Consider the following 26,554-nt stretch of genomic DNA (forward strand, 5'->3'; position numbering starts at 1 on the left):
GATCAATATTTCGCATCCGGGTGTTTTTCACATCCCCTTTTCTTTTCCCCGAAATAGTAGTATAATGACACTATATTAACATTTTCACACTAGGAGGAATGACTATGACAGTAGACGAATTAATTGCTATGCTTGAGATGCAGGAAGAAATTCTTCAGTTTTCTCATTTTACAAATGAAGATGCATGGGAACTTGGAAATCTGATTGTAATGGAAGCAAAGAGAAGAAGCCTTCCGGTAGCGGTTAGTATCCGTTTGAATAATGGGTATGTGGTTTTCCAATACGCATCGAATCGGACAAACATGGACAATGAAAGTTGGATGGCAAGAAAGTTCAATACAGTACGCAGGTTAGAGCAGAGCAGCCTGCGGGCTTACATGCTGCTTCGTAAAACAGAAGAAACCCTGGAGGAGCGTTTCATGGATCCCAAAGACTATGCAGCCTGCGGCGGCGGTTTCCCGATTCGTGTGGAAGAAGTCGGTGTCATCGGCGGTGTAATTGTATCCGGCCTGGATCACGTATCCGATCATGACCTTGTTGTAAAATGTATCAGCCGGTATCTGCACATCGATGAAGTCCCTAGAATACGCGGCAATATTTAAGGGAAGCAGAAAGCGTTTCGCGCAGTCTTATTCCCACTCCTCAAACTGCATATCCGGTGGCAAAGGGGAAGTAAAAACCAGTTTTTCTTTTGTAATCGGATGTTCCAATTCCAGTCTGTGGGAATGGAGTGCCTGACGTTTGATTCTGGTATATTCCGGATTGTACAGGAAGTCCCCCGGCAGGGGATGTCCCAGATATTTCATATGCACGCGGATCTGATGGGTACGCCCGGTTTCCAGCTTTAAGGAAACCAGGGAGTACCCATTTTTATATGACAGGCGCCTGAAATAGGTCACCGCCCGTTCTCCACGTTCAAAATCAACAATGCGTTCAATTGCAGAATCCTCTTTTCGGGCAATCGGTGCATCAATTTTACCGGAATCAGGTGTTTTCCCAATAGCAGCAGCCAGATATTCCCGGTGAATTTTCCGGCTTTTTACCATATCGGACAAGATAGCAGCGCTCAGCATATTTTTTGCGATAATCAAAAGCCCTGTGGTGTCTCTGTCCAGGCGGTTAATACAGCGGTAAGTAAATGCCGTTCCTTTATTGGCGAAGTAATCTGCTATACCATTGGCAAGCGTATTTTCATAATTATTGATGGAAGGATGTATGGGCGTATCGGCAGCTTTGTCCAGAATCAGTATGTCTTCATCCTCATACACAATTACAAGTTCCATTTTTACAGGTACAATCTGACTGGAAAATCCTTCTTCCACGATCTGTACCGTTAATTCATCCCCCTCCTGCAATTGTTCTGAGGTATAAGCCCACTTCCCATTTTTTAAAATGCCATATTCTGTACGTTTCAGATGGGTAAGGATATGTCTGGAATAGCCCTTTTCTTTCAGAAAAGCAGTGATATTTTTGCCTGAGCTGTGTAAATCTATGTGGTAAGTCAGTATTCTTTTCATTCGTGTTTCCGTCTTTATTGCCCGCTAAAAAATAACCGCAGGCAAAACCTTTCCTTCCTTTTGTTCTATCGTAAAGCCCTTTCTAGTTTACAGTACCGGCTTAAGACTGTCAATGGATTGATCTTGGTATGCTATACTTATACAACTCAACGTTTTAAAGTATCAACGCTTTAAATCTCTACCAAATTTATTGAAAAAAGTGTTTTTTGCTTTTCATATATACAAAATTCGTGTAAAATAGTTAGAGAATAACTTAAAAAGGAGACAGATATGGAGAGAGAGAAGTTTTCCTCCCGGTTGGGCTTTATCCTGATATCGGCAGGATGTGCAATCGGGTTAGGAAATGTATGGCGTTTCCCCTATATTACGGGAAAATATGGAGGTGCGGCATTCGTTTTAGTTTATTTATTCTTCCTGCTGATTCTTGGATTACCAATTGTGGTAATGGAATTTGCAGTAGGGCGTGGAAGCCAGAAGAGTGCGGCACTGTCATTTGACGTATTGGAACCCAAAGGAACAAAATGGCATTTATACAAATTTGGAGCAATTGCGGGAAATTATCTGCTGATGATGTTTTATACCACAATCGGCGGATGGATGATTCTCTATTTCTTCAAAATGGCTGCCGGGCAGTTCGAGGGCATGAATTCGGAGCAGGTCTCAGGAGCTTTTGGAGAGTTAATGGGACAGCCGGTACTGATGACCGTTTGTATGATCGCTGTGGTTATTGTATGCTTTGGCATCTGCGCGAAAGGATTGAAAAACGGTGTAGAAAAAATCACAAAGATAATGATGGTCAGCCTGTTAGCACTTATGATTATTCTTGCTATCCGTTCCGTAATGTTAGAAGGCAGTTTCACCGGACTTAAATTTTATTTATATCCGGACTTTAGTAAATTAGTGGAATCCGGGATATCAGAAAGTATTTTTGCAGCTATGGGTCAGGCGTTCTTTACTTTAAGCCTGGGTATTGGTGCATTGGCAATTTTCGGAAGTTATATTGGAAAAGACCGATCATTGACCGGAGAAGCAGTAAGTGTTACCATTTTGGATACTTTTGTTGCACTTATGGCAGGTTTAATTATTTTTCCGGCCTGTTTTGCTTATAACATTAAGCCGGACAGCGGTCCAAGCCTGATATTCATTACATTACCCAATGTATTTAATGAAATGAGCGGTGGAAGAGTATGGGGAAGCCTTTTCTTCTTATTCATGTCTTTTGCGGCTATTTCAACAATCATTGCCGTATTTGAAAACATTATTTCTTTTGCAATGGATCTCACCGGATGCAGCAGAGGAAAAGCAGTTGCAGTAAATCTGATCGTAATTATTATTCTCTCGATGCCATGTGTATTAGGATTCAATCTGTTAAGCGGATTTACTCCTTTCGGACCGGGATCAAATATATTGGATCTGGAGGATTTCATTGTCAGCAATAACTTACTGCCTCTTGGCAGTCTGGTATATCTTTTATTCTGTACCAGCCGCTATGGATGGGGATTTAAGAAGTTTACTGCAGAAGCAAATGCGGGTAAAGGAATAAAGTTTCCCAATTGGGCAAGGGTATATGTGACCTGGATTCTGCCGATTATTGTATTGGCTATCTTTATTCAGGGCTACGTTGTAAAATTCTTTTAATTGCAAATTTTCCAACACAAAAGGCATGCTCATGTGATCAAAACATGGCATGCCTTTTATATTACATTGTTCCGTTCTTTTTATGCTATTCTTTCACCAGTACTTTTTCAATCTCTACAATATACATCGTGTGGTAATCCTTCTGGGGATACCATTTTTCGTCACAGCTCTTATCAATAAAGCATGCGGGATCATATTCCTGTGCATAGAGTTTACGGCATACCATAACGGTATTGGCTTCTTCGAAGTATGGGGTATCCTCTTCCAGTGTAACCGTAAGTCCTGATTTCTGGATTTTATCCTCATCTCTGCCGGAAACAGTTCCCAGGTAAGTTAATGTTTTACGGTAGGAATCATCCAGTACAGACAGTGAAAATGTGGTGGAAGCGTCTATAAACTCTTTTGTATAACGCTGGGGACGGATAAATACATATGCTACATTTTTTCCCCACATTATGCCCACACCACCCCAGGATGCTGTCATCGTGTTGCATTTGTCTCCATTTTTAGCTGTTACCAGCAGCCATTCTTTTCCAATCATCTGAAATGGATTTTTCTGTAATTCTGTTGCTTTGATTTCTTTAAAACTCATGATACATACCTCCTAATTTGATTTTACTTTGTTCCATAATTCGTTATAGGTCTGGTCTACCTTATCTCCCAGATAGCGGAAGGTTTCACAGCGGTTTAATACGGTATCATCCGGAAAAGCAACCGGATTGTTGCGGATTGCATCGTCCTCTATCATTTTACGCGCCTCTGTATTCGGTGTAGAATAGGTAATGTAGTTAAAATTCATCAATGCAATATCCGGACGGCATAAGAAATTAATAAAAGCTTCCGCATTTTCTTTGTGTTCTGCATTCTTTGGAATTACCCAGGAATCAATCCACATATTAGAACCTTCTTTTGGCACTACATATTCCAGGTTCGGATTCTCCGTCTTAGTATAAATTGCTTCTCCGGAATAAATAACGCCCAGGGCTGCCTCATTTCCGATCATCTTATCACGCACCTGGTCAATGACGTAAGCCTGAACCAATGGTTTTTGCTTAATCAGAAGATCTTTAGCCTCGGTCAGTTCATCCAGGTCGGATGAATTCAGGGAATAGCCAAGTTCTTTCAGGGCTACGGCAAAAGCATCCCTGACGCTGTCCTGCATTAAAATATTATCTTTGTATTTCGGATCCCACAGTACAGACCAGCTGTCAATCGGTTCGTCCACCATGGTCTTATTGTATAGAATACCTACCGTCCCCCAGCAATATGGCACGGAATAGAGATTTTCAGGATCAAATTCCCTTGATTTCTCCAGATAAGTTTTTCCGATATTTTTAATATTTGGAACATTGTCAAAGTTTATTTCCGCCAGCAGGTCATTTTCCCGCAAACGCTGGATCATATAATCGGAGGGGCAGACTACATCATATGCAATTGCTCCTGATTTTATTTTAGGATACATGATTTCGTTTGTTTCGTATTCCTCATAGATTACATCTATGCCGGTTTCCGCCTCAAACATGGTAATTACTTCCGGATCCAGATATTCACCCCAGTTATATACAATCACCTTGTTATCGCCGGCAAGAGAGCCCTGGGAACCATAGTAAAAGCCTCCTACCACAATCACGAACGCCATAAGTGCTGGAATAACTTTTTTAAAGATACCGGTTAACTTTGTTTTCTTCTTTGCCGTTGTTCTTTTGTCATGAACCTGTTCTTTTGGCGACATGTTTACCATAATCAGCAATACCAGCACAGAAACAAACAGAAGAGTGGAAAGCGCATACATTTCCGGTTTGATTCCCTTACGTACTTCAGTATAAATTTTTGTTGACAAGGTGTCAATCCCCGGTCCCTTTGTAAAGTGGGTAATTACAAAATCGTCCAGGGACATGGTAAATGCCAGCAAAAATCCGGACAATACACCCGGCATAATATCCGGAAATACAACTTTAAAAAAAGCATACAGGGGAGAAGCTCCAAGATCCAGCGCTGCTTCATAAGTACTGCGCTTGGTTTGCTTTAGTTTTGGAGCTACACTCAACATAACATATGGAATATTAAACGTAATGTGCGCCATCAGGATTGTACTAAATCCCAGTGTTACATGAAACGCTATGAAAAGCAGCATCAGAGATACACCCGTCACGATTTCAGCATTTACCATGGGTATGTTGGCAAGGCCGTTAAAAAGGGTACGGTATTTTCGTTTCATACTCTGAATGCCGATTGCAGCCATGGTGCCGATCAAAGTAGCAATCAGTGCCGAGAGCAGTGCTATGATCAGCGTAGTGTAAAAAGCATTCATGATCTGCTCATTCTGGAAAAGAGCTTTATACCATTTTAAAGTAAAACCGCCCCATTTAGCGCGGGTCTTGGAAGCATTAAATGAAAGTACGATAAGGGTTGCAATGGGTGCATACAGTAAAATGAAAATTAAGATCAGGTAAATTTTTTGTGCCGCTTTTTTCATTAGAATGTAGCCCCCTCTCCATCTTTATCGTACTTAGAAACCAGAGCCATACTTGCAATTACGAATACCATAAGCACAAGAGACAGCCCGCTGCCCAGATTCCAGTTGCTTCCCTGCTTAAATGTCTGCTCAATGACGTTACCAATTAATAGAATCTTACCGCCTCCCAGCAGGTCGGAAATTACAAAAGTAGTAAGTGCCGGAACAAAAACCATGGTAATTCCGCTGATAATGCCTGGAAGACTCAGCGGAAAAGTAATTTTTACAAAAGTCTGAAAATTATTGGCACCTAAATCCTTTGCCGCATTAATCACATCTTTATCTATTTTACTAAGTATATTATATAAGGGCAGTACCATGAAGGGAAGAAAATTATAAACCATGCCTAATACAATCGCATAGGGTGTATTAATAATCTCAAGCGGTGCTAAATGAAAAAATGTTAAAATATCATTCAAAACACCGTTTTTCTCCAGGAGATTCTGCCATGCCATCGTTCTCAGTAAAAAGTTCATCCACATAGGTAAAATAAAAATTAAAACAATAAAACTGGACTGGTTCATATTAGAGGAACTTAAAATCATCGCCAATGGATATGCCAGCACCAGGCAGATCACGGTACTGATCACGGCAAGCAGGATCGCCAGGCCTAAAGCTTTTAAGTTTTCTGCTGTTGTAATCCTGGCAATATTCATCAGGGTAAAAGATCCGTCTTCTGCAGTCAAACCATAATATACAATCATCAGAAGGGGAATAATTATAAAGGAAACCGCCCAAAAGAGATAAGGTCCGGCTAATAGTCGTTTACTCTTCAATATTTACCGCCTCCTCATCTTCTGAAATAGGTTTGTTCATAATCTGGATATCAAAAGGATCTACATGAATGCCCACTTCCGTTCCCACGGGGAAGAGATCCGTGCTGTGTACAAGCCATTCGTGATTATTGGCCAGTACCTCCATTTCATAATGGACGCCTTTGAAGATCAGATGGGTTACGACACCTGTTATGGTTCCTTCTTCTGGTTTAACAAGGTCAATATCTTCCGGGCGGATCACTACATCCACAGGTGTATTATGCCCAAATCCCACATCTACACAAGGGAAGGGCACACCCAGTATTTTAACAAGTTTATCTTCCATGAAGGTTGCCGCAATAATATTGCTGTCCCCGATAAAATCCGCCACAAATGCATTTTCTGGCTCATTGTAGATATCCTCTGGAGAACCAATCTGCTGAATGTATCCCTGATTCATGACCACAATCGTATCAGACATGGTTAAGGCCTCTTCCTGGTCATGTGTCACATAGATAAAGGTAATGCCCAATTCGTTTTTTAGCCTGATTAATTCATATTGCATATCCTGACGCAGTTTCAAATCCAGGGCTCCCAGAGGTTCGTCCAGCAGAAGCACTTTCGGCTCATTTACAATTGCCCTAGCAATTGCAATTCGCTGCTGCTGGCCGCCGCTTAAGGAATCGGGAGAGCGGTTTTCATATCCCTCCAGATTAACCAGCTTTAAGGCATATTTTATTTTATCATTAATATAATTTTTACTCTTATTCTTAATTTTCAATCCGAATGCTATATTTTCAGAAATAGTCATATGTGTAAAAAGTGCGTATTTTTGAAATACTGTGTTTAACTGACGTTTATTTGCCGGAAAATTCGTAATATCTTTACCGTCAAAAATTATATTGCCGCTGTCAGGGTTTTCAAATCCTCCCAGAATGCGAAGGGTGGTAGTTTTGCCGCAGCCGCTTGGACCAAGCAGTGTTAGAAATTCATTCTGCCGTATATAGAGATTAAGGTCATCCAAAACTTTTTGTCCATCATAGGATTTTGTTATATGCGTTAAGTCGATTAATTTATTACTCATGTCGTACCTCCTGATTTAAAAGCTGGGCGGAGAGCTGACCCAGATCAGGACAGCGCTGCTTTTCCCTGTATTTTTAATATAATGTCTTTGGCTTGGATTAAAATAAAAAGATTCTCCCTTTTTTACCTTATAAATACGTTTACCAATATACAGTGTAATATTCCCCTGTAATATATATCCAAATTCTTCCCCTTCATGGGGATTGTCCGGATAAGTGCTTCCGCCGGGTTCTAAAGTCAGGCGGATAGGCTCCATAATGTTTTTCTGCGCGTTGGGAATGATCCATTCAATTTTATTGAAAAATTCAGAGTCAACCTTCTGAAAATAGTCTGTATCATGAAATACGACCTGTTCTTCCGTCGTTTCACAGAAAAATTCATTCAGATTGGTTCCCAGACACTGGAGTATATCCACCAGAGTGGCGATGGACGGAGAAGTCAGATCCCGTTCCAGCTGGGAAATAAAACCTTTGGAAAGTTCAGCTCTGCCAGCCAGTTCTTCCTGGGTCAGACCCTTGGCAATACGCAGTTCTTTTAGCTTTTGTCCGATAACCATTTTCCTACCTCTCAACTAATAGTATAAATAAACATAAAGTTTAGCAATTGTAAACAGAAACAATATAGCATAGAATGATCGGAATGTCACGCACTATTTGCTAAATTTTTCTTCTGATTTCTATTAACAAATAGATAAGTTTATGGTAAGATATAAGAAATTAATGAGACATAAGTTTTTAGCTAAGGAGGATAAGATAATGAGCAAGAGTAAATACGTTGCTTATGTAGGTACATATACACATGGAAGCAGTGTTGGTATTCATATTTATGATTTAGATATTGAAGAGGGGACAATGAGTGAGCGGAATGTGGTTTCGGTTAATAACGCTTCCCATATTACGAAATCTCCAAACGGACAATATCTGTATTCCATAGCAGATGAAGGTGTTGAAGTATTAAAAATATTCCCCAATGGAGATTTAGAGCCCATTAACCAGGTAGATATCGATGGGATGAGAGGCTGTTTTCTTTCTACGGATCTGGATGGTAAGTTTTTATTTGTGGGCGGATACCATGACGGTAAAGTCAGCGTTGTACGGATTCACCAGGATGGCCGTCTTGGCAGTGTAGTGGACGGTATTTTCCATAAAGGCCTTGGAAGTGTTGCTGAACGTAACTTCAGACCCCATATCAGCTGTGTAATGCCAACACCGGACGGAAAATATCTCTGTGTCGTAGACAACGGAATTGACCATATAAAGCTTTATACCGTGAACCCCACCTCCGGAAAATTAAAATTATATGATATCTTAAGATGTGAGCTGGAGTCAGGTCCCAGGATTATACGTTTCAGCAAGGATGGAAAATATGCATATGTTATCTGTGAACTCAGCAATGAAATTAACGTATATACCTATGACGGCGCAGGTAAGTCCCCTCAATTTGAGCTGATTCAGACAGTACGCACACCAATGGACCAGAAAGAAGGCGGTTGTGCAGCTTCGGGCCTGAAGATTGCTCCAAGTGGAAAATACCTGTATTGTTCTTCGGCAGGAGACAATAGTGCAGGAGTATTCCGCATCAATCAGGAAAACGGAATGTTAGAAGAGGTCTGCATTTTACCAATCAGCGGGGATTATCCAAAAGATATCGATGTGTTCCCGGATGAAAAGACATTAGTTGTCCTTAACCATGAAAGCAATGAAATTCGCTTCTTTACCATCGATTATGAAAAAGGACTATTAATAATGAAGGGCAAACCGGTCAAAGTTGAAACGCCAAATTGCATTTTGATTTCAAAAGTAGAAGAGTAAATTCATTAAAGACAGCCGCAGGTTTGTGCGGCTGTCTTTTCTTGTTACCTGTGAAAAAATCTGATCAGATGGTCCATCTGGGAAGTCATGCTGGCAAATAACATATCCAGCAACGTGATAGCCGTCATGGATTCCACCACAACCACAGCACGGGGGACGATCACCGGATCATGTCTTCCTTTTACCTTGATCTGTATGCTTCTGCCATCTTTTGTTATGGTAGACTGTTCCTTTTTAATAGATGGTGTAGGCTTAATGCCTACCCGCAGGAGAATATCGCTGCCATCACTGATTCCTCCCATTATTCCTCCGGAGTGATTCGTGAGTTTTACTTTATGCCCCTCTGAAGAAAGTGTATACTGGTCATTATTTTCGCTGCCAAGAGCCTGTGATACGGCAATGCCGTCACCAATTTCAAAAGATTTAACGGCACCTATGGATAGAAGCGCTTTTCCCAGGTTCGCATTTAATTTTTCGAAAACCGGATCGCCAACGCCCGGTATCATATTTTTTACAATGCATTCAATCATGCCGCCGGAAGAATCTCCATGCTGCATACATTCCTCTAAAAATGCCCCAGCACGCTGAGCAGCTTCGGCATCTGGCATATATAGTGGATTTTGGGAAATAATACTACGGTCAAAATTATTATCATCTATTTTGACAGGACCGATGGATCTGGTGTAAGTCAGAAGCTGTACACCCAGAAGATCCAGTATTTTAATTGCAATGGCACCGCCGGCTACACGCCCGATGGTTTCCCTTCCGGATGAACGTCCGCCTCCGCGGTAGTCCCGGAATCCATATTTCGTGTCATAAGTCAGATCTGCATGCCCCGGTCTGTAGTAATCAGCGATTTCTCCATAATCAGAAGAACGCTGTGTTTTATTATAAACAATCATGGAAATCGGAGTCCCTGTTGTTTTTCCCTCAAAAACACCGGAGAGGATTTCTACCGCATCGTCTTCTTTACGGGGAGTAGAATATTTACTTTGTCCGGGTTTTCTTCGGTCCAGATTTTTTTGAATATCCTCCTCGCAAAGAGCCAGCCCTGCCGGACAGCCGTCTACCACAACTCCGATGCCTTTTCCGTGGGATTCTCCCCAGGTCGTTATTTTAAATTGATTGCCAAATGTTGATCCTGCCATAATATCCTCCTTGTACAATATGCTTCAGCCATTCTTTATTGCCTCTTACTAGTATACCTAATTGTTAAAATATTGTAAAGAGATGAAAAAAATGATGGCTTCGATTGACAAATAGTTTTTTAGTCTTTATAATGTCCTTTAGTTGCAAGATATTTTGGAGAAAGAAAGGAAGTGTGATTCCATGGAGGGTGGTCCTAGTCCTAGGGAAAATAATAGCGAAGTTCATATAGAAAAATACGCATAGGACAGGCCTTCGGAAGATTATCCTGTTCTATGGATAATTGAAAGGAGATTATGGAGTCATGATCAAAATTTTTAGGACAATTGATGGTGCAATTCATCAGGTAAATGAAGCACAGGAGGGTTGCTGGATTGCTCTGGTAGACCCAACAGCAACAGAAATATTAGACATCGCAAATGAATACAATATTGAGGTAGATGACCTGCGGGCACCTCTGGATGAAGAAGAACGGTCCAGAATTGAAGTAGAAGATAACTATACGATGATACTGGTGGATATCCCTGTCATTGAGGAACGTAATGACAAAGACTGGTACGGAACAATTCCAATGTCTATTATCGTAACGGATGAAATCATTTTTACCGTATGCCTGGAGGATACGCCGGTGCTTTCCGCTTTTATGGACGGCAGGGTACGGAATTTCTTTACCTACAAGAAAACCCGATTCATATTACAGATTCTGTATAAGAACGCTACCATGTTCCTGCATTATCTGCGTATCATTGATAAGAAAAGTGAAGTCGTGGAGAAAAAACTTCATCTGTCCACGAAAAATCAGGAATTGATTGAACTGCTGGAACTGGAAAAGAGTCTGGTGTATTTTACAACTTCACTTAGGTCGAATGAAGTTGTCCTTGAGAAACTGCTGAAAACCGAAGGTATTAAACATTATCCGGAAGATACCGAACTTCTGGAAGATGTTATTATTGAGAATAAGCAGGCAATTGAAATGGCAAATATCTACAGCGGTATTTTAAGCGGTATGATGGATGCATTTGCATCGGTTATCTCCAACAATCTGAATATTGTAATGAAATTTTTAGCAACAGTGACCATTGTAATGTCTATTCCGACCATGATCTTCAGTGCTTATGGTATGAATGTGAATTCCAGCGGTATGCCATTTTCCGGCAGTCCCTATGGTTTCGCACTGGTTATTTTGTTTTCATTAATTTTAAGTCTTGTTGTAGCTTTGATTTTTTCAAAAAAGAATTTATTTTAAAGAAAGGTAGTATAAATGGACTTTATAAATAAACTGGAACGTAAATTTGGCAGGTACGGTATCCGTAATTTATCCTTATACCTTATCATCTGCTACATCCTGGGTTACACTTTTAATGTTTTTCAGCCGAATATCATGAGTTTTTTAACGCTGGAACCTTACTACATTCTCAGAGGTCAGATCTGGCGTATAGTTACCTGGATATTAGTGCCGCCGGAATCACTTAGCATATTTACGGTTATCATGTTGTTCTTTTATTACTCTTTGGGTACTTCTCTGGAAAATACCTGGGGTGCTTTCCGTTATACGCTCTATATTCTTGCCGGTCTTCTATTTACGGATATAGGAGCATTTATCCTGTATTTTGTACTGGGCGGCGGTAAACTGTTTGGTCCTATTTTCAGTACTTATTACATTAATATGTCAATTTTCCTTGCATTTGCTTTATGTTATCCCAATATGCAGGTGTTATTGTATTTTGTTATACCGATTAAAATCAAGTGGATGGGAATTTTATATGGAGTATTTATCCTGTTTTCCTTCTTTAAATCCTCTTGGCCGATTAAAGTTGCAATTATTGCTTCCTTAATGAACTTCATTATTTTCTTCCTTGGAACAAGAGATTTCAGGAGAGTTTCTCCGGGTGAAATAAGGCGGAAAAAGAAGTTTAAACAGGAAACAAGACAGTCTTCAGGCGGTCTTACAAAACATAAATGTGCAATATGCGGCAGGACAGAACTGGACGGAGAAGATCTGGAATTTCGTTTCTGTTCCAAATGTGACGGCAATTATGAATACTGTCAGGATCATCTGTTCACACATGAACATGTGAAAAAGCACCACCGCTAGAGCGTGTCTGAAAATTGCTTTCTGACAGCCGCGCGTCACAGTTTGTGGGATATTTGTCCCGAATGAAGGGCGCGCAGCAGACTGCGTAACCTGAATTCGGGGCAAATATGCCGTAAAGTGGGGCGTGCAGATGGCGGGAATGAATTTTAAAATACGCTCTGGAACTCAGGTTTTCTATGAAAATAAGAATATATCTCAAACAACATCAGGAGGCGCATTATGAAAAAAACGAAAATTATATGTACAATGGGACCAAATACAAACAACAGGGAATTGCTTAGTGATCTGGTAAATAACGGTATGGATGTTGCACGTTTTAATTTTTCCCATGGTGATCATGAAGAACATCTGGGCAGAATCCAATTAGTTAAAGATGTCCGTACAGAACTTGGAATTCCGGTGGCTATGCTTTTAGATACGAAAGGTCCGGAAATCCGTACCGGAGTATTAAAAGACCATAAAAAAGTACAGTTAAAAGAAGCCGAAGAGTTTACTCTGGTAATGGAAGAAATCGAAGGCGATGATAAGAGATGTTCCATTACTTATCCGGAACTTACAAAGGATGTTAAAAAAGGCGATTTTATTTTAATTGATGACGGCTTAATTGAACTCGTTGTTAAGAAAGTCTCAGAAAGAGAAATTGAATGCGTTGTCGTAAACGGCGGTGAACTTGGTGAGCGTAAAGGAGTCAATGTACCAAATGTCAGCGTAAACCTTCCTGGTGTGACAGATAAAGATAAAGAAGATATTTTATTTGGAATTGAGCAGGACTTTGATTTTATTGCAGCATCGTTTGTACGTAATGCCCAGTGTATCCGTGATATCAAAAAGCTTTTAAAAGATAATCACGGCGAACATATCAATGTTATAGCTAAGATTGAAAATGCCGAAGGCATCGCAAACATAGATGAAATCATTGACGTGGCTGACGGAATCATGGTAGCAAGAGGTGATCTTGGTGTTGAAATACCTGCTGATGAAGTTCCATACATTCAGAAAAAGATTATTAACAAATGTAATGAACATTACAAACCGGTTATTACTGCAACCCAGATGCTGGATTCTATGATCCGCAACCCTCGTCCAACCAGAGCAGAAGCGGGAGATGTGGCAAATGCAGTATATGACGGCAGCGATGCGATCATGCTTTCCGGAGAGACAGCAATGGGCAAATATCCTTTAGAAGCATTGAAGATGATGGTGAAAATTGCTGAAACTACGGAATTACATCTGGATTATAAAATGCTTGTTAAGAACAGTAAAAGCAGAAGAAAGAAAAATATTTCCAGCGCAGTTGGATTTGCTACCGTATCTACTGCACGTAACCTGGACGCAGCCTGTATTGTAATCCCGACTATTTCCGGACAGACAGCGAGATTAATCTCTAATTTCAGACCGGAAATGCCAATATATGCTATTTCACCTAATGAATGTACCGTACGCAGAATGCAGCTGTATTGGGGCGTTTATCCGATGAAGGGAAATAATGAAAATACGACAGAGCATATTATTTCCAGCCCGATGGTTACATTACGTCAGAAGAATCTCGTAAATAAAGGGGATCTGGTAATATTTACGGCAGGTGATCCTGCTACCAATGTTGTTACCGGCGAGGGTGCAATAACGAACATGATGCATGTATTACAAGCAAAATAGATTGGATTGTTGAGAATGAAAAAAATATTTACTGAATCAAAATTACGAATTGTCATGGCTTCTGCCGTGACAATTATTCTTATTATATTAACTATACTGGCAGTGAACGGCGATGGGATGCATAGCGGCAAACTGGTGCTTTCACTGCTTTTATCTGTTGCAGCGGGTGTTTTAATCGCTTTAAAATTTAAGCTGCCAAAACCCTTGGGAATCGCAGCACTTATTTTAATTCCCATTCTGGCTCTGTGTACGATGGAATTTTACACCCATGTACCATGGGATCTGACCGTATTAATATTTATCCTGAACCTTATGTTTTACTATCTGCTGTACGCAATCGGCACTTTTTTACTGGGTTCCACAAGATGGGGATATATACTTGCTACGGCAGTACCAATGTTTTTCGGGGTTGCCAACTACTTTGTTGTAAGCTTTCGTTCTTCGCCCATCGTACCATGGGATTTCATGTCGCTTGGCACAGCGATAACAATTACAGATAATTATACTTTTACCTTTTCTTATCGTTTGGTATTTGTACTTATTGGTTTTATCTATTTAATGATTATTGGCGAAAAGACTGTTTTTTCAGTTAAAAATATAAAAGTTCGTTTAATAGCCCTGATTCTATCTGTTATTCTTATGACAGGTTATGTAACTGAAGTAAAAACGGACACTGTTAAAGATATGTTCGGGTTGGATGATATTTTATTTACTCCCAATGTATTGTATCGTAACAATGGCTTTATGGTGGCGTTCCTGGCAAATCTGCGCTATCTGGATATAGACAAGCCCGAAGGCTATTCACCGGAAGAAGTAACAAAAGTAGAGCAGGAAATCGAAAAGGAAAAGACATCCTCTGTCAATGCTTCTGCGAACGAGACAAAAAAGCAAAAGAAACCGAATATCGTCGTGATCATGAATGAAGCATTTACAGACCTGGCTTACCGCGGTGATTTTGAGACAAATGAAGATTATATGCCATTTATCCGTTCCATGAAAGAAAACACCATCAAAGCGGACATGTTCGTATCTGTAAAGGGGGGTAATACCGCCAATACCGAATTTGAATTTCTGACAGGCGATTCTATGGCATTCCTTCCAACCGGAAGTGTCGCATACCAGCAATATGTAAAAGGATCCATGCCAACGCTGGCAAGTTATCTGAAAGGTATGGGGTATGGTACCACCGCTATCCATCCTTATTATGCAACCGGATGGAGCAGAGATAAGGTGTATGACTATTTTGGTTTTGATCAATTCTATTCCCAGGATGATTTTGAAAACCCGGAAACAATCCGTGGCTATGTCAGTGACAAATCAGCATTTGATAAAATCATTGAAACTTATGAAAATAAGACCCCCGGAGAGCCAATGTTTACCTTCGAAGTTACTATGCAGAACCATGGCGGTTATAGTAAAGAGTATCCCGGATTTGAGCCATCTATAGAATTAACACAGATTCCGGAAGAGGAGAAGACCTTAAGTGTTATCTCTACGGAACGTTACCTTACTTTGGTAAAAGAAACAGATCAGGCTTTTGAAGAGTTAATTAATTATTTCAGCAATGTAGATGAAGATACCATTGTGGTAATGTTTGGCGATCATCAGCCATCTGATTATATCGCTAATGCGATCCTGCGTCTGAATAATACTGACCAGGAATCCTCCATTGAAGAATTTCAGAATGGATATAAAGTTCCAATGATTATGTGGGCTAATTATGATATTGAGGAGCAGGATATTAATCAAATCAGTGTAAATTACTTAAGTGGACTGTTAATGGAACAGGCAGGACTTCCCCTGACCGACTACCAGACCTATTTGCAGTCACTGCGTAAAACACTCCCTGTTATTACGGCAAACATTTATATTGACAAAGATGGTCAGTTTTATGAATATTCTGATGAAGCTTATAAAGATCAGTTAAACCAGTATTCTATATTACAATATAATCACTTATGTGATAATAAAAACCGGGTAGATAAATTTTTCGGAGGTTAATACCGGGGAATTTATCTGTTTCGGATACAGAAGATATTTCGGGGAGTTATGACAAATGAAAAATATAATTACGAAATCAAAAATAAGAATAGGTATATCCATTTTAGTAACCTGTACACTTATATTACTTTCCAGTTTGGCGGCAATGCACAGTAAAGGGCATGCCGTCAAGCTGGTTCTTTGTATTATGATATCTTTGGCAGCCGGTATATTAATCAGTATTGACCTGAAGCTGCCCCGGCTGCCTGGTATATTAGTCACGTTGATCATTCCTATCCTTTCCTTTACCGGAATTGAAGCTTTTACCCATCGGGTAACTGATTTGAAAATGCCTGTCTTTCTCTTGAATTTAGTATTTTATTTTCTTTTATATGCAATTTTCAGTTTTTTGGTTAATTCTGTCAGATTAGGATATATACTTGCAACCTCAATTCCAATGATTATGGGTACGATCCATTATTTTGTTATTCAATTTCGTTCCTCTCCACTAATGCCATGGGATTTTCTTTCTGCAAGAACAGCATTGTCCATAACGGATAACTATTCCTTTACCTTTAGTTATAGATTCCTGCTCGTAATTATGGGTTTTTTGTATTTAATGATTATTGCAGATAAAGTTCAGATCAGAATAAAAAATCTTAGGATACGTGTAGCTGCACTTCTTCTTACAATCTGTTGTATGGGAGGATATGTCACTTTCGTAAAATCGGAAAAGTCTACAGAATTTTTTAAGCTATATCACACTTTATTTGCAGCAAAACGAATTTATATCAGAAACGGGTTTGCGGTCTCGTTTATATCCAACTTCCGATATTTACATATACAAAAGCCAGAAGATTACACCCCAAAAGAAGCAGAAGAAATTATGTCTGAATCAAAGGTGCAGGTGGCTTCTGCAGCTAATACAAATAAAAAAACTTCAAAAGATAAGCCCAATATTATCGTAATAATGAATGAAGCCTTTTCAGATCTGTCTGTCCGTGGAAAATTTGAAACCAATGAGGACTACATGCCTTTCATCCACTCCCTGACAGAAAATACCATTAAATCTGATATGTTTGTTTCAGTAAAAGGTGGAAATACCGCAAATACAGAATATGAGTTTCTGACAAGTGACACTATGGCATTTTTACCCAGCGGAAGTGTGGCATACCAACAGTTCGTACGCCAATCCATGCCCGCACTGCCAAACTATTTAAAAAGTCTGGGCTATAAAACAACTGCCATTCATCCGTACAATTCAAAGGGGTGGAACCGGGAAAATGTATATACCTATTTTGGATTCGATACTTATTTTTCAATAACGGATTTCAAAAAACCAAAGAAAATCCGTGACTATATCAGTGACGAGTCAGCATTTCAGAAAATTATTGAAATCTATGAAAACAAGGCAAAGGATGAAAGAATATTTACCTTCGAAGTAACCATGCAAAATCATGGTGGCTATGATAAAGAGTTTCCGGGGTTTGAACCAACCATTACCCTATCACAATATGCCGATAAGAAGAAATCCGATAATGTGCGGGCGGCGGAACAGTATCTGACATTAATTAAGGAATCGGATAAAGCTTTTCAAGAACTCACCGATTACTTTAAAAAAGAATCGGAACCTACCATAATCGTAATGTTTGGAGACCATCAGCCCGCTGATAATGTGGCAAAACCTATTCTGAAACTGAATCATATCAATCAGGATGCTTCTGTGGAAGAATACCAGAACGGTTATATCGTACCTATGGTTATGTGGGCAAATTATAAGCTGGAGAATCAGGATATCCCTATGATAAGTCCAAACTATCTCAGTGGATTACTCCTTTCCAATGCCGGGCTGCCTTTAACTGATTATCAATCTTATTTAGAAGATCTTCGAAAGACAATACCTGTTATAACTGCAAATGTATACATTGATAAAGATGGAAACTATCACCAGTATTCCGAAGATTCTTTTAAAGAACAGCTAAACCAGTACTCTATTTTACAATATAATCATCTAAGTGATTATAAAAACCGTGTGAATGACTTTTTTGGCGGTTAAGTATTGACAAATAAAAATGTGCATATTATAGTTGACCCGAAGACTACATCTGATGCGAAATCAGCAAATAAGCATAAGAGGAGAAGCATTATGAAGAAAGAAACTTTTGTAACAAAAGAACAGCTGGAAGAAATAGTAAATAAATATCCTACACCATTTCATCTCTATGATGAAAAAGGAATACGGGAAAATGTAAAAGCTTTGAAAGAAGCCTTTTCCTGGAATAAGGGTTATAAAGAATATTTTGCCATAAAAGCAACACCAAATCCATTTCTGATCAATATCTTACAGGAGTATGGCTGCGGCTGTGACTGTTCTTCCAAGACAGAGCTTATGTTGGCGAAAGCAATCGGCGCAACCGGCGATGATATTATGTTTTCTTCCAACGACACGCCAATGGAAGAATTTCAATATGCACATGAACTGAATGCTATTATTAATCTGGACGATATTACACATATCGAATTTCTGGAAAAAGCGATTGGAACGCTGCCTAAGAAAATCAGCTGCCGCTATAATCCGGGCGGTTTATTCAAAATCAGCAATGATATTATGGATAATCCCGGAGATGCCAAATACGGCATGACAACAGAACAGATCAAAGAGGCTTTTAAAATATTAAAGAGCAAAGGGGTGGAGGAGTTTGGAATCCATGCATTCCTTGCAAGTAATACGGTAACAAACGATTATTATCCAATGCTTGCTAAAGTATTATTCGAAACAGCCGTAGAGATTCAAAAAGAAACCGGTGCCCATGTAACATTTATCAATCTATCCGGAGGAATCGGAATACCTTACCGCCCGGATCAGGAATCAAATGATATCCGTGCTATTGGAGAAGGTGTTCGAAAAGTATATGAAGAAGTGCTTATTCCTGCCAATATGGGTGATATTGCCATTTATACGGAGCTTGGAAGGTTTATGATGGGACCTTACGGATGTCTGGTTACCAGGGCGATTCATGAAAAACATACCCATAAAGAATATATCGGGGTAGATGCATGCGCTGTCAATCTGATGCGTCCGGCAATGTACGGCGCTTATCATCATATTACCGTCATGGGCAAAGAAAACAAGATTTGTGACCACAAGTATGACATAACAGGATCTCTGTGTGAAAATAATGATAAGTTCGCAATTGACAGAATGCTGCCTGAAATTGAAAAAGGTGACCTTCTGGTAATTCACGATACTGGAGCACATGGTTTTTCCATGGGATATAACTATAATGGTAAACTGAAATCTGCTGAGATACTCTTAAAAGAAGATGGAAGCACCGCTTTAATCCGCCGCGCGGAAACTCCACAAGATTACTTTGCTACATTTGATTGTTTTGATCTGTATAACAAGTTAGTAGAAGAGTAGTATTTGGCCACAGCTGCCTGATCTCATTGCATTCTGCCTCATAAAGGATTGGTGTGTTTTTAATACATCCGATCCCTTATGGGGCAGTTTCCATTCAGAAAAGTTCTTATTGTCGATAAATTAGGAAAAATAAAAAAAATTCAAAAAATGCTTGCATAATTTGGTATCTTATGTTAGAATTATTTTCGTTGAGAGGAACACATCAACTTAAGCCGGCGTGTCGGAATGGCAGACGAGGCAGACTCAAAATCTGTTGTGGGCAACCACGTATGGGTTCAAGTCCCATTGCCGGCAGTAATATCAGTACTTTTGAAAAGCACCTGTATATGGTGTCTTTTTTTTGCTTGAAATCATGATCCTGTACATAGTATATTAGAGCAGATAATTATAGCTTAAATTTGGGTTTTGCTGAGGAAGGGGACGCTTTGTAGATGTAGGTAGTGTACGGAAAGATGGGAGTGGGAAACTTGTATGGACTCCGTCAGCTGGCCGCAGAACTGGTATTTTCTAACCTTTCCGAGATTCATGTTACCGCCACAAAGCTGAATTTCTCAGCATGGTCGGACCCCCTGGGCTGTGGCAGGCGGTTCTTTATTGGATGTAGCGTAGTATATTTCGGCTATTTAAGCGTAAAAGGAGATGTAAGTTTGCTACTTTTTCTGGAATGAAGAAACAAATCACTGTGATAAGTTCAGATTGTAAGCGGGCAGTGAGCTGCGAAATGCATCAGGATTTCGGAGCGAATGCCCGCGTGCCGCCAAAAAGCGCTCTGGGAAGGTTAGAAAATACCAGTTCTGCGGTAAGCTTTCCAAATCAATGTCCTGGCTCGCTCCCTTCTCTTTCCGTACACTACCTATCATCTACAAAGCGTCATTACTCAGCTAAACACAAATTCAAGAAATTGTCCGCTGTATTACCAGAGGTTACAGAAAGGAAAAAATATGCAATATACAATTCCACACTATTTCAAAAAATTTCAATGCACTGCATCTGCATGTCCGGACACCTGTTGTGCCGGCTGGGAAATTGTCATCGATGAAAAAACGGTAAAGAAATATAAAAAGACAAAAGGTTCCTTCGGTAACCGCCTGCACAATTCCATAGATTGGCAGAACACGGTTTTTAAGCAGTGTCAGCACCGTTGTGAATTTTTAAATGAAGATAACTTGTGTGATATTTATAAAGAAGCAGGACCTGCAATGTTATGCAAAACTTGCCGTACTTATCCCAGACATATTGAAGAATATGAAGGCTTACGAGAAATATCGCTGTCCCTTTCCTGTCCGCCTTCAGCTGAATTGATACTTGGCTGTAAAGAGCCGGTACGGTTTCTAACAAAAGAAAAAGAAAATATTTCTGAGGAATATGAGGATTTTGATTTTTTACTGTTTACCAAGTTAATGGATGCAAGAGATGCCATAGTTCATATCCTGCAGAGCCGTAATCTGGACTGTACTATCCGAATGGCTATGGTACTGGCTTTTAGCCACGACTTGCAGACCCGTATAGAACATGACCAGCTTTTCTCTATGGATGAACTGATCACCCGATATCAGAGTGAAAAAGCTATATGCTTTTTCCAAAAAAAACAGAAAGAATATGAAAACCGGGCAGAAAAACGCTGTTTCGAAATGAAAAAAATGTTTCACATATTTGATCAATTAGAAATATTAAGGAAAGACTGGCCGGAATTTGTAAGCAGCAGTCTGAGCAGTCTCTTTGATGATGGTGCCTCTGCCTATCAAAAAAACCGCAGCAAATTCCAGGAAAACGCCGGATATAAAAGCAATACACACAATACCTGGGAGAACTGGTGCGAACAATTAATGGTTTATTTTATATTCACCTATTTCTGCGGTGCAGTATATGACCGTGAAGCCTATTCCAAAATGAAATTAGCGGTAGTAAGTACCTTGTTGATTCAGGAGTTGGCTCAGGCTCTGTGGCAAAAACAGGACGAAAAGCTAAGCTTTAAGGATTTTACGCGAACGGCGCAGAGATTCTCACGGGAAATAGAACATTCTGATTTAAATCTCAACCGGTTGGAAGATATTTTCTCTGTAGAAGAGACTTATGATCTGGAAAATTTGTTGCTTTGTATTTTTAATTAAAAATATTTCAAAAATATACTTGACTTTAAAAATATGGTAAGTTATACTAATTAAACAATTTGCTTAAAAAATAAAAAAATTAATGAAAGGAGGCAGGCAAAATGAGAAACTTTAGATTTATTAAAACGTTATTAAATGAACGTATAGCTATCAATAACAAGTTGAATAATCAGCGGACATTTTGCCTGCCTTTTCAATGAATATCGTTTTCTTAATGGAGCAGTATGCCTGTTGAGATGTCATTGCGTAAGCACGATAGGAATAGAATAAGGACAGTTAAAAAGCGCCTCTGGTCATTCAGAGGCGCTTTTTTGCTGTGTCGGAAACGGCACAAAATACAGTAACTATTTACATAACAACGAAAAGTATGGAGGGGAAACAGAATTATGGAAAGGAATAAAACAGGAAAAGTGCGCCTGATCGCCCGATTCCTGAAAGGAAATCTGCACCTGTTTGTATTTGCATTGGCATTTTCAATGCTGAATACCGTTTTTAACTCATTAACACCTCAAATTGTCCGAATCTCTGTCGACTCGGTTATCGGTGGCGCAGACTGGCAGCTGCCGGGGTGGCTGATAGAGTTTCTGCATCTAAAACAGCTGCAGAGCTCTGGAGGAAAGGCTTTACTTGCTGCGGCTGCGGCCGTTATGGTAACTGCAGTGATGTCCGGTATTTGCAGTTACTTCAGCAAAATGGGCATTGCCAAAGGATCGGAGTCTTTTGTAAAAAGTATCCGGGACCAATTATATGCCCATATACAAAAGCTGCCATTCTCCTGGCATGTGAAGCATCAGACAGGCGAAATTATTCAGCGATGCACCTCTGACGTGGACGTTGTACGAAACTTTGTCTGTAACCAGATGGTAGAAGTGTTTCGTACCAGTTTTTTAATTATTTTATCTATGGGGATTATGTTTTCTATGAATGTGAAAATATCTCTGGTGGCTCTTTGCTTTATCCCTGTTATAATGGGATATTCCGGATTTTTCTATTCCAAGATCGCCAAAAGATTCCTAAAAGCTGATGAAGCGGAAGGAGAGTTATCCAGTGTTGTTCAGGAAAATCTCACCGGTGTTCGGGTAGTAAGGGCATTTGGCCGAGAAAAATTTGAAATTGACCGGTTTGATCAAAAGAATGAGGCATTTTCCAGCCTGTGGATCCGCCTGGGCCGCCTGATGAGTGCTTACTGGGGAATCGGAGACTTGATCACAGGACTTCAAATTCTTACTGTAATCTGCGTTGGAGTTGTAGTGGCTGTAAACGGTCAGATAACACTTGGAGAATTCCTGGCATTTGTTTCTTATAATGCTACCATGGTCTGGCCGGTAAGGGGACTTGGACGAATTCTATCCGAAATGAGTAAAGCCGGTGTATCCATAGAGCGAGTAGCTTATATACTGGATGCCAAAGAGGAGCAGGACAGCCCAAGCGTAGAAAACGGGCCTATGGACAGAGACATTCATTTTGAACAGATTAACTTTTCCTACGGTACAGGTTATCCTATTTTAAAAAATGTTGATTTTACTATACCGGCAGGCACTACCTTTGCCATTCTGGGCGGAACCGGAAGCGGCAAATCTACTCTGATGCATCTGTTGAACAGGCTTTATGACCTGCCGGAAGAATCCGGCAAGATTACCATTGGGGGCAAGGACATTGCCAAGATGAGCCGGGAGTACCTGCGCAAAAATATCGGTATGGTTTTGCAGGAACCATTTTTATTCTCCAGGGCAATTCATGAGAATATCGCAATTGCCAACGAAGATGTCTGTCATGAGTCCATCCGGGAAGCAGCGCGGATTGCATGTGTAGATGAAGCAATCCAGCATTTTCACAAAGGATATGACACCATTGTAGGCGAGCGCGGTGTTACGTTGTCCGGAGGACAGAAACAAAGGGTTGCAATTGCTCGTATGCTGATGCAGAACGCACCAATCATGGTATTTGATGACTCTCTTTCAGCCGTCGATGCCGAGACAGATGCCAAAATCCGGGAGGCATTACAGGACCAGATGGGAAAAGCTACCGTTATCTTAATATCACATCGTATAACAACACTGATGCAGGCAGACTGCATTCTGGTACTGGATGACGGCAGTGTGGCACAAATGGGAACTCATGAGGAATTGATTGCACAAGAAGGTATTTACAAAAACATTTATGATATACAGATGAACAATGATGATCGTCTGTTACTGGAAGGAGGGGCAATATGAGCTACGAAGAGCAGGAATTTACAAAATCATTTGATATAAAGATCTGGAAAAAGATCCTGCCGTTTCTAAAACCATATAAAAAGATTTTTATCATGATCATCGCACTGAATGTATTCTGCTCACTGGTAGATATTGCACTGCCATTATTTCAGCGCTATGCCATTGATCATTTCATTGAAGAAAAAACCGTTGACGGTATTATAGGATTTGGTGTAGTTTACGCAATCGTAATCCTGCTTCAGACCCTGAGTGTTATATTCTTTACCAGAGGTAATATGAAAGTAGAAATGAAAGTGGGCAGAGACTTAAAAAAGGCTTGCTTCGTACATCTGCAGACATTATCTTTTTCTTATTACAACGTAACGCCGGTTGGATATATTCTGGCAAGAGTCATGAGTGATACTAACCGTATCGCCGGACTGGTAGCCTGGAACCTGATTGATGTTCTATGGGCATCCACATATGTATTCGGAGTATTTATAGCCATGTTGATTCTGAACTGGCAGCTTGCCCTGCTGGTTATACTGATTGTTCCTGTAATTGCCCTGCTGACCGTATATTTTCAGAATAAGATTCTAAACTGGAACCGGAAGGTCCGTAAGATCAATTCCAAAATTACCGGGGCCTATAACGAAGGAATCATGGGTGCAAAAACATCGAAAACCCTGGTAATCGAAGATAAGAATTATGATGATTTTCAGGGGATTACAGAAGAAATGAAAACCTCCGGGGTGCGTGCAGCCAGATTAAGCGCTGTTTATATTCCCCTGGTCATGCTGTTCAGCTCTCTGGCAACCGCTATGGTACTGGCTAAAGGCGGTAATATGGTATTAAAAAACCTTTTGATGATCGGAACCCTGTCTGCATTTACATCCTATGCGGTAGGAATCTTCGAACCGATACAGCAGCTCGCCAGAAATATTGCAGATATTATCTCGGTACAGGCAAATATTGAACGGGTTACCGGTTTATTAGATCAGGAACCTCAGATCGTTGATTCGAAAGAAATCACAGACAAATATGGGGATTCCTTCTATCCTAAAAAAGAAAACTGGGAAACACTTCATGGAGAAATTGAATTTAAAGATGTTTCCTTTCATTATCCGGATGGTAACGAAGAAGTACTAAGCCATTTTAACCTGAAGATTCCGGAAGGAACCACCGTTGCCATAGTGGGAGAGACCGGTGCCGGTAAAAGTACCCTGGTGAATCTGGCGTGCCGCTTCTTTGAACCAACCGAAGGAAAAATACTGATAGACGGGAAAGATTACCGGGAACGCAGCCAGTTATGGCTGCACAGCAACATCGGATATGTCCTGCAAAATCCCCACTTGTTCTCAGGTACCGTCATGGAAAATATCCGCTATGGCAATTTAGAAGCAACTGATGAGCAGGTAATTGCTGCCGCAAAGGCTGTATCGGCCGATCTTGTGGTGGATAAGCTGGAAAATGGATATCAAAGCGATGTAGGAGAAGGCGGTGACCGCCTGTCCACTGGCGAAAAACAACTGATCTCTTTCGCCCGGGCAGTATTGGCGGATCCCAGAATCTTTGTATTGGACGAAGCAACTTCTTCCATTGATACCCAGACAGAACAATTGATTCAAAATGCTACAATGCAGCTGCTTAACGGAAGAACTTCTTTTTTAATAGCCCACAGGCTGTCTACAATTCGCAAAGCGGATGTGATTCTGGTAGTAAAAGACGGTAAAATTATTGAACAGGGAAAACATTTGGAACTGCTAAAACAGAAGGGATATTATCATGACCTTTACAGTAAACAATTTCAGGAAGAATCTTCCCGAAAAGTATTAGCGTAAAGATTTGGGGCTGAATAATTCAGCCTCATTTTTTATACATAAATTTACCAATATATCAATAATAATTATCATTATTAAAATATACATTGACTAAGATACAAACTTGTGATAGAATGCAATTAAGTTAGCAATAACTAACTATAACAATTAATAAGATCAGCAATTTTTGGAATACTACAAGCTGACAATAATTTTAAATATGAAAATCTAAGGAGGAAACAAATTATGTCATTAATCGGAAGAGAAGTAAGTGATTTTAAAGTACAGGCATACGTAGGAGGAGAATTTAAGGAAGTAAGTAAAAGTAATATTATGGGAAAATGGTCGGTATTCTTTTTCTATCCTGCAGATTTTACCTTTGTGTGCCCCACAGAGTTAGAAGATCTTGCTAATAAATACCAGGATTTTAAAAATATCAACTGTGAAATCTACTCAGTATCCTGTGACACCCATTTTGTTCATAAGGCATGGCATGATGCTTCAAAAACAATTCAAAAAATCCAGTATCCTATGCTGGCTGATCCCACTGGGACTTTAACCAGAGATTTTGATGTCATGATTGAAGAAGATGGACTGGCTGAACGCGGCAGCTTCATTGTAAATCCGGAAGGAAAAATCGTTGCATATGAAGTAATCGCAGGAAACGTAGGACGTAATGCCGATGAGTTATTCCGCCGGGTTCAGGCCTCCCAGTTCGTTGCAGAACATGGCGATCAGGTGTGCCCTGCAAAATGGCAGCCAGGTGCAGAAACACTGAAACCAAGCCTGGAGCTTGTAGGACTGATTTAAT

23 protein-coding genes and 1 tRNA gene are annotated in these 26,554 nt (G+C 40.1%); 16 read left to right on the forward strand and 8 right to left on the reverse strand.

Annotated features, from left to right (window positions below; translation table 11 throughout):
• Positions 1–104: 104 nt before the first annotated feature.
• A complete protein-coding gene (locus QR40_RS16055; protein ID WP_027294187.1) occupies positions 105–602 on the forward strand; it encodes a heme-degrading domain-containing protein in 498 nt (165 codons plus the stop codon).
• A gap of 27 nt (positions 603–629) precedes the next feature.
• On the opposite strand, the gene QR40_RS16060 is transcribed toward QR40_RS16055, so the two are convergent.
• The gene (locus QR40_RS16060) at positions 630–1,517 is read right to left on the reverse strand and encodes an RluA family pseudouridine synthase (RefSeq protein ID WP_044295965.1); all 888 of its coding nucleotides are present in this window, start codon (positions 1,515–1,517) and stop codon (positions 630–632) included.
• Between the two features lie 270 nt (positions 1,518–1,787).
• Here QR40_RS16060 and QR40_RS16065 point away from each other — a divergent pair, with 270 nt between their 5' ends.
• Positions 1,788–3,155: a sodium-dependent transporter gene (locus QR40_RS16065; RefSeq protein ID WP_044295966.1), complete on the forward strand. Its 1,368-nt coding sequence runs from the start codon at positions 1,788–1,790 to the stop codon at positions 3,153–3,155.
• An 85-nt stretch (positions 3,156–3,240) separates the two neighbouring features.
• On the opposite strand, the gene QR40_RS16070 is transcribed toward QR40_RS16065, so the two are convergent.
• The 5 genes from QR40_RS16070 to QR40_RS16090 are packed head-to-tail and all read right to left on the reverse strand — an operon-like array spanning position 3,241 to position 8,064.
• Positions 3,241–3,747, reverse strand: coding sequence for a flavin reductase family protein (locus QR40_RS16070; protein ID WP_044289379.1), 507 nt, complete (start codon positions 3,745–3,747; stop codon positions 3,241–3,243).
• A gap of 12 nt (positions 3,748–3,759) precedes the next feature.
• Positions 3,760–5,631 carry an extracellular solute-binding protein gene (locus QR40_RS16075; protein WP_044295967.1) on the reverse strand — a complete coding sequence of 624 codons (1,872 nt, stop codon included), beginning with the start codon at positions 5,629–5,631 and terminating at the stop codon, positions 3,760–3,762.
• Positions 5,631–6,446 carry an ABC transporter permease gene (locus tag QR40_RS16080; RefSeq protein WP_027294182.1) on the reverse strand — a complete coding sequence of 272 codons (816 nt, stop codon included), beginning with the start codon at positions 6,444–6,446 and terminating at the stop codon, positions 5,631–5,633. Before QR40_RS16080 ends, QR40_RS16075 begins: the two co-directional genes overlap by 1 nt.
• Complete coding sequence (locus QR40_RS16085; protein ID WP_044295968.1) at positions 6,436–7,509, reverse strand: ABC transporter ATP-binding protein; 1,074 nt, start codon at positions 7,507–7,509, stop codon at positions 6,436–6,438. Before QR40_RS16085 ends, QR40_RS16080 begins: the two co-directional genes overlap by 11 nt.
• 15 nt (positions 7,510–7,524) lie before the next feature.
• Positions 7,525–8,064, reverse strand: a complete 540-nt coding sequence (locus tag QR40_RS16090; RefSeq protein ID WP_027294180.1) for a helix-turn-helix domain-containing protein — start codon at positions 8,062–8,064, stop codon at positions 7,525–7,527.
• 199 nt (positions 8,065–8,263) lie between these two features.
• Between QR40_RS16090 and QR40_RS16095 the strand changes: the two genes are divergently transcribed.
• Positions 8,264–9,319 (forward strand): lactonase family protein, encoded by a 1,056-nt coding sequence (locus tag QR40_RS16095; protein ID WP_027294179.1) that lies wholly within the window; start codon positions 8,264–8,266, stop codon positions 9,317–9,319.
• A 44-nt stretch (positions 9,320–9,363) separates the two neighbouring features.
• On the opposite strand, the gene aroC is transcribed toward QR40_RS16095, so the two are convergent.
• On the reverse strand, positions 9,364–10,467 hold the full coding sequence (aroC, locus tag QR40_RS16100) for a chorismate synthase (protein WP_044295969.1): 1,104 nt from the start codon (positions 10,465–10,467) through the stop codon (positions 9,364–9,366).
• Between the two features lie 302 nt (positions 10,468–10,769).
• Between aroC and QR40_RS16105 the strand changes: the two genes are divergently transcribed.
• Both QR40_RS16105 and QR40_RS16110 read left to right on the forward strand, forming a co-directional pair.
• Positions 10,770–11,711: a magnesium transporter CorA family protein gene (locus tag QR40_RS16105; protein WP_027294177.1), complete on the forward strand. Its 942-nt coding sequence runs from the start codon at positions 10,770–10,772 to the stop codon at positions 11,709–11,711.
• A gap of 15 nt (positions 11,712–11,726) precedes the next feature.
• Positions 11,727–12,560, forward strand: coding sequence for a hypothetical protein (locus QR40_RS16110; RefSeq protein WP_027294176.1), 834 nt, complete (start codon positions 11,727–11,729; stop codon positions 12,558–12,560).
• Here the strand turns inward: QR40_RS16110 and QR40_RS33255 are convergent.
• Positions 12,526–12,729: a DUF6783 domain-containing protein gene (locus QR40_RS33255; protein ID WP_081998950.1), complete on the reverse strand. Its 204-nt coding sequence runs from the start codon at positions 12,727–12,729 to the stop codon at positions 12,526–12,528. The two genes, QR40_RS16110 and QR40_RS33255, sit on opposite strands and share 35 nt — an antisense overlap.
• Here QR40_RS33255 and QR40_RS33760 point away from each other — a divergent pair.
• From QR40_RS33760 to ahpC, 11 genes are all read left to right on the forward strand, one after another.
• The gene (locus QR40_RS33760; protein ID WP_416389850.1) at positions 12,685–12,783 is read left to right on the forward strand and encodes a hypothetical protein; all 99 of its coding nucleotides are present in this window, start codon (positions 12,685–12,687) and stop codon (positions 12,781–12,783) included. The two genes, QR40_RS33255 and QR40_RS33760, sit on opposite strands and share 45 nt — an antisense overlap.
• Positions 12,780–14,216: a pyruvate kinase gene (gene pyk / locus QR40_RS16115; RefSeq protein ID WP_027294175.1), complete on the forward strand. Its 1,437-nt coding sequence runs from the start codon at positions 12,780–12,782 to the stop codon at positions 14,214–14,216. The genes QR40_RS33760 and pyk overlap by 4 nt, the downstream gene beginning before the upstream one ends.
• Before the next feature lie 15 nt (positions 14,217–14,231).
• Positions 14,232–16,217 (forward strand): LTA synthase family protein, encoded by a 1,986-nt coding sequence (locus tag QR40_RS33980; RefSeq protein ID WP_052430887.1) that lies wholly within the window; start codon positions 14,232–14,234, stop codon positions 16,215–16,217.
• Positions 16,218–16,272: 55 nt separating this feature from the next.
• On the forward strand, positions 16,273–18,252 hold the full coding sequence (locus QR40_RS16125; RefSeq protein WP_052430888.1) for an LTA synthase family protein: 1,980 nt from the start codon (positions 16,273–16,275) through the stop codon (positions 18,250–18,252).
• A gap of 90 nt (positions 18,253–18,342) precedes the next feature.
• Positions 18,343–19,617, forward strand: a complete 1,275-nt coding sequence (locus QR40_RS16130) for a diaminopimelate decarboxylase (protein ID WP_027294174.1) — start codon at positions 18,343–18,345, stop codon at positions 19,615–19,617.
• A gap of 211 nt (positions 19,618–19,828) precedes the next feature.
• Positions 19,829–19,911, forward strand: a tRNA-Leu gene (locus tag QR40_RS16135).
• A 146-nt stretch (positions 19,912–20,057) separates the two neighbouring features.
• Positions 20,058–20,285 carry a hypothetical protein gene (locus tag QR40_RS16140; RefSeq protein ID WP_152614223.1) on the forward strand — a complete coding sequence of 76 codons (228 nt, stop codon included), beginning with the start codon at positions 20,058–20,060 and terminating at the stop codon, positions 20,283–20,285.
• A gap of 273 nt (positions 20,286–20,558) precedes the next feature.
• Positions 20,559–21,728, forward strand: a complete 1,170-nt coding sequence (fliB, locus tag QR40_RS16145; protein ID WP_044295971.1) for a flagellin lysine-N-methylase — start codon at positions 20,559–20,561, stop codon at positions 21,726–21,728.
• Positions 21,729–22,114: 386 nt separating this feature from the next.
• Complete coding sequence (locus QR40_RS16150) at positions 22,115–23,944, forward strand: ABC transporter ATP-binding protein (protein WP_027294171.1); 1,830 nt, start codon at positions 22,115–22,117, stop codon at positions 23,942–23,944.
• A complete protein-coding gene (locus QR40_RS16155; protein ID WP_044295972.1) occupies positions 23,941–25,764 on the forward strand; it encodes an ABC transporter ATP-binding protein in 1,824 nt (607 codons plus the stop codon). Before QR40_RS16150 ends, QR40_RS16155 begins: the two co-directional genes overlap by 4 nt.
• A 225-nt stretch (positions 25,765–25,989) precedes the next feature.
• Positions 25,990–26,553, forward strand: coding sequence for an alkyl hydroperoxide reductase subunit C (ahpC, locus tag QR40_RS16160; protein ID WP_027294169.1), 564 nt, complete (start codon positions 25,990–25,992; stop codon positions 26,551–26,553).
• The last annotated feature ends 1 nt before the right edge of the window (position 26,554 follow it).

This window comes from Robinsoniella peoriensis (assembly GCF_000797495.1).
Taxonomy (GTDB): Bacteria; Bacillota; Clostridia; order Lachnospirales; family Lachnospiraceae; genus Robinsoniella; species Robinsoniella peoriensis.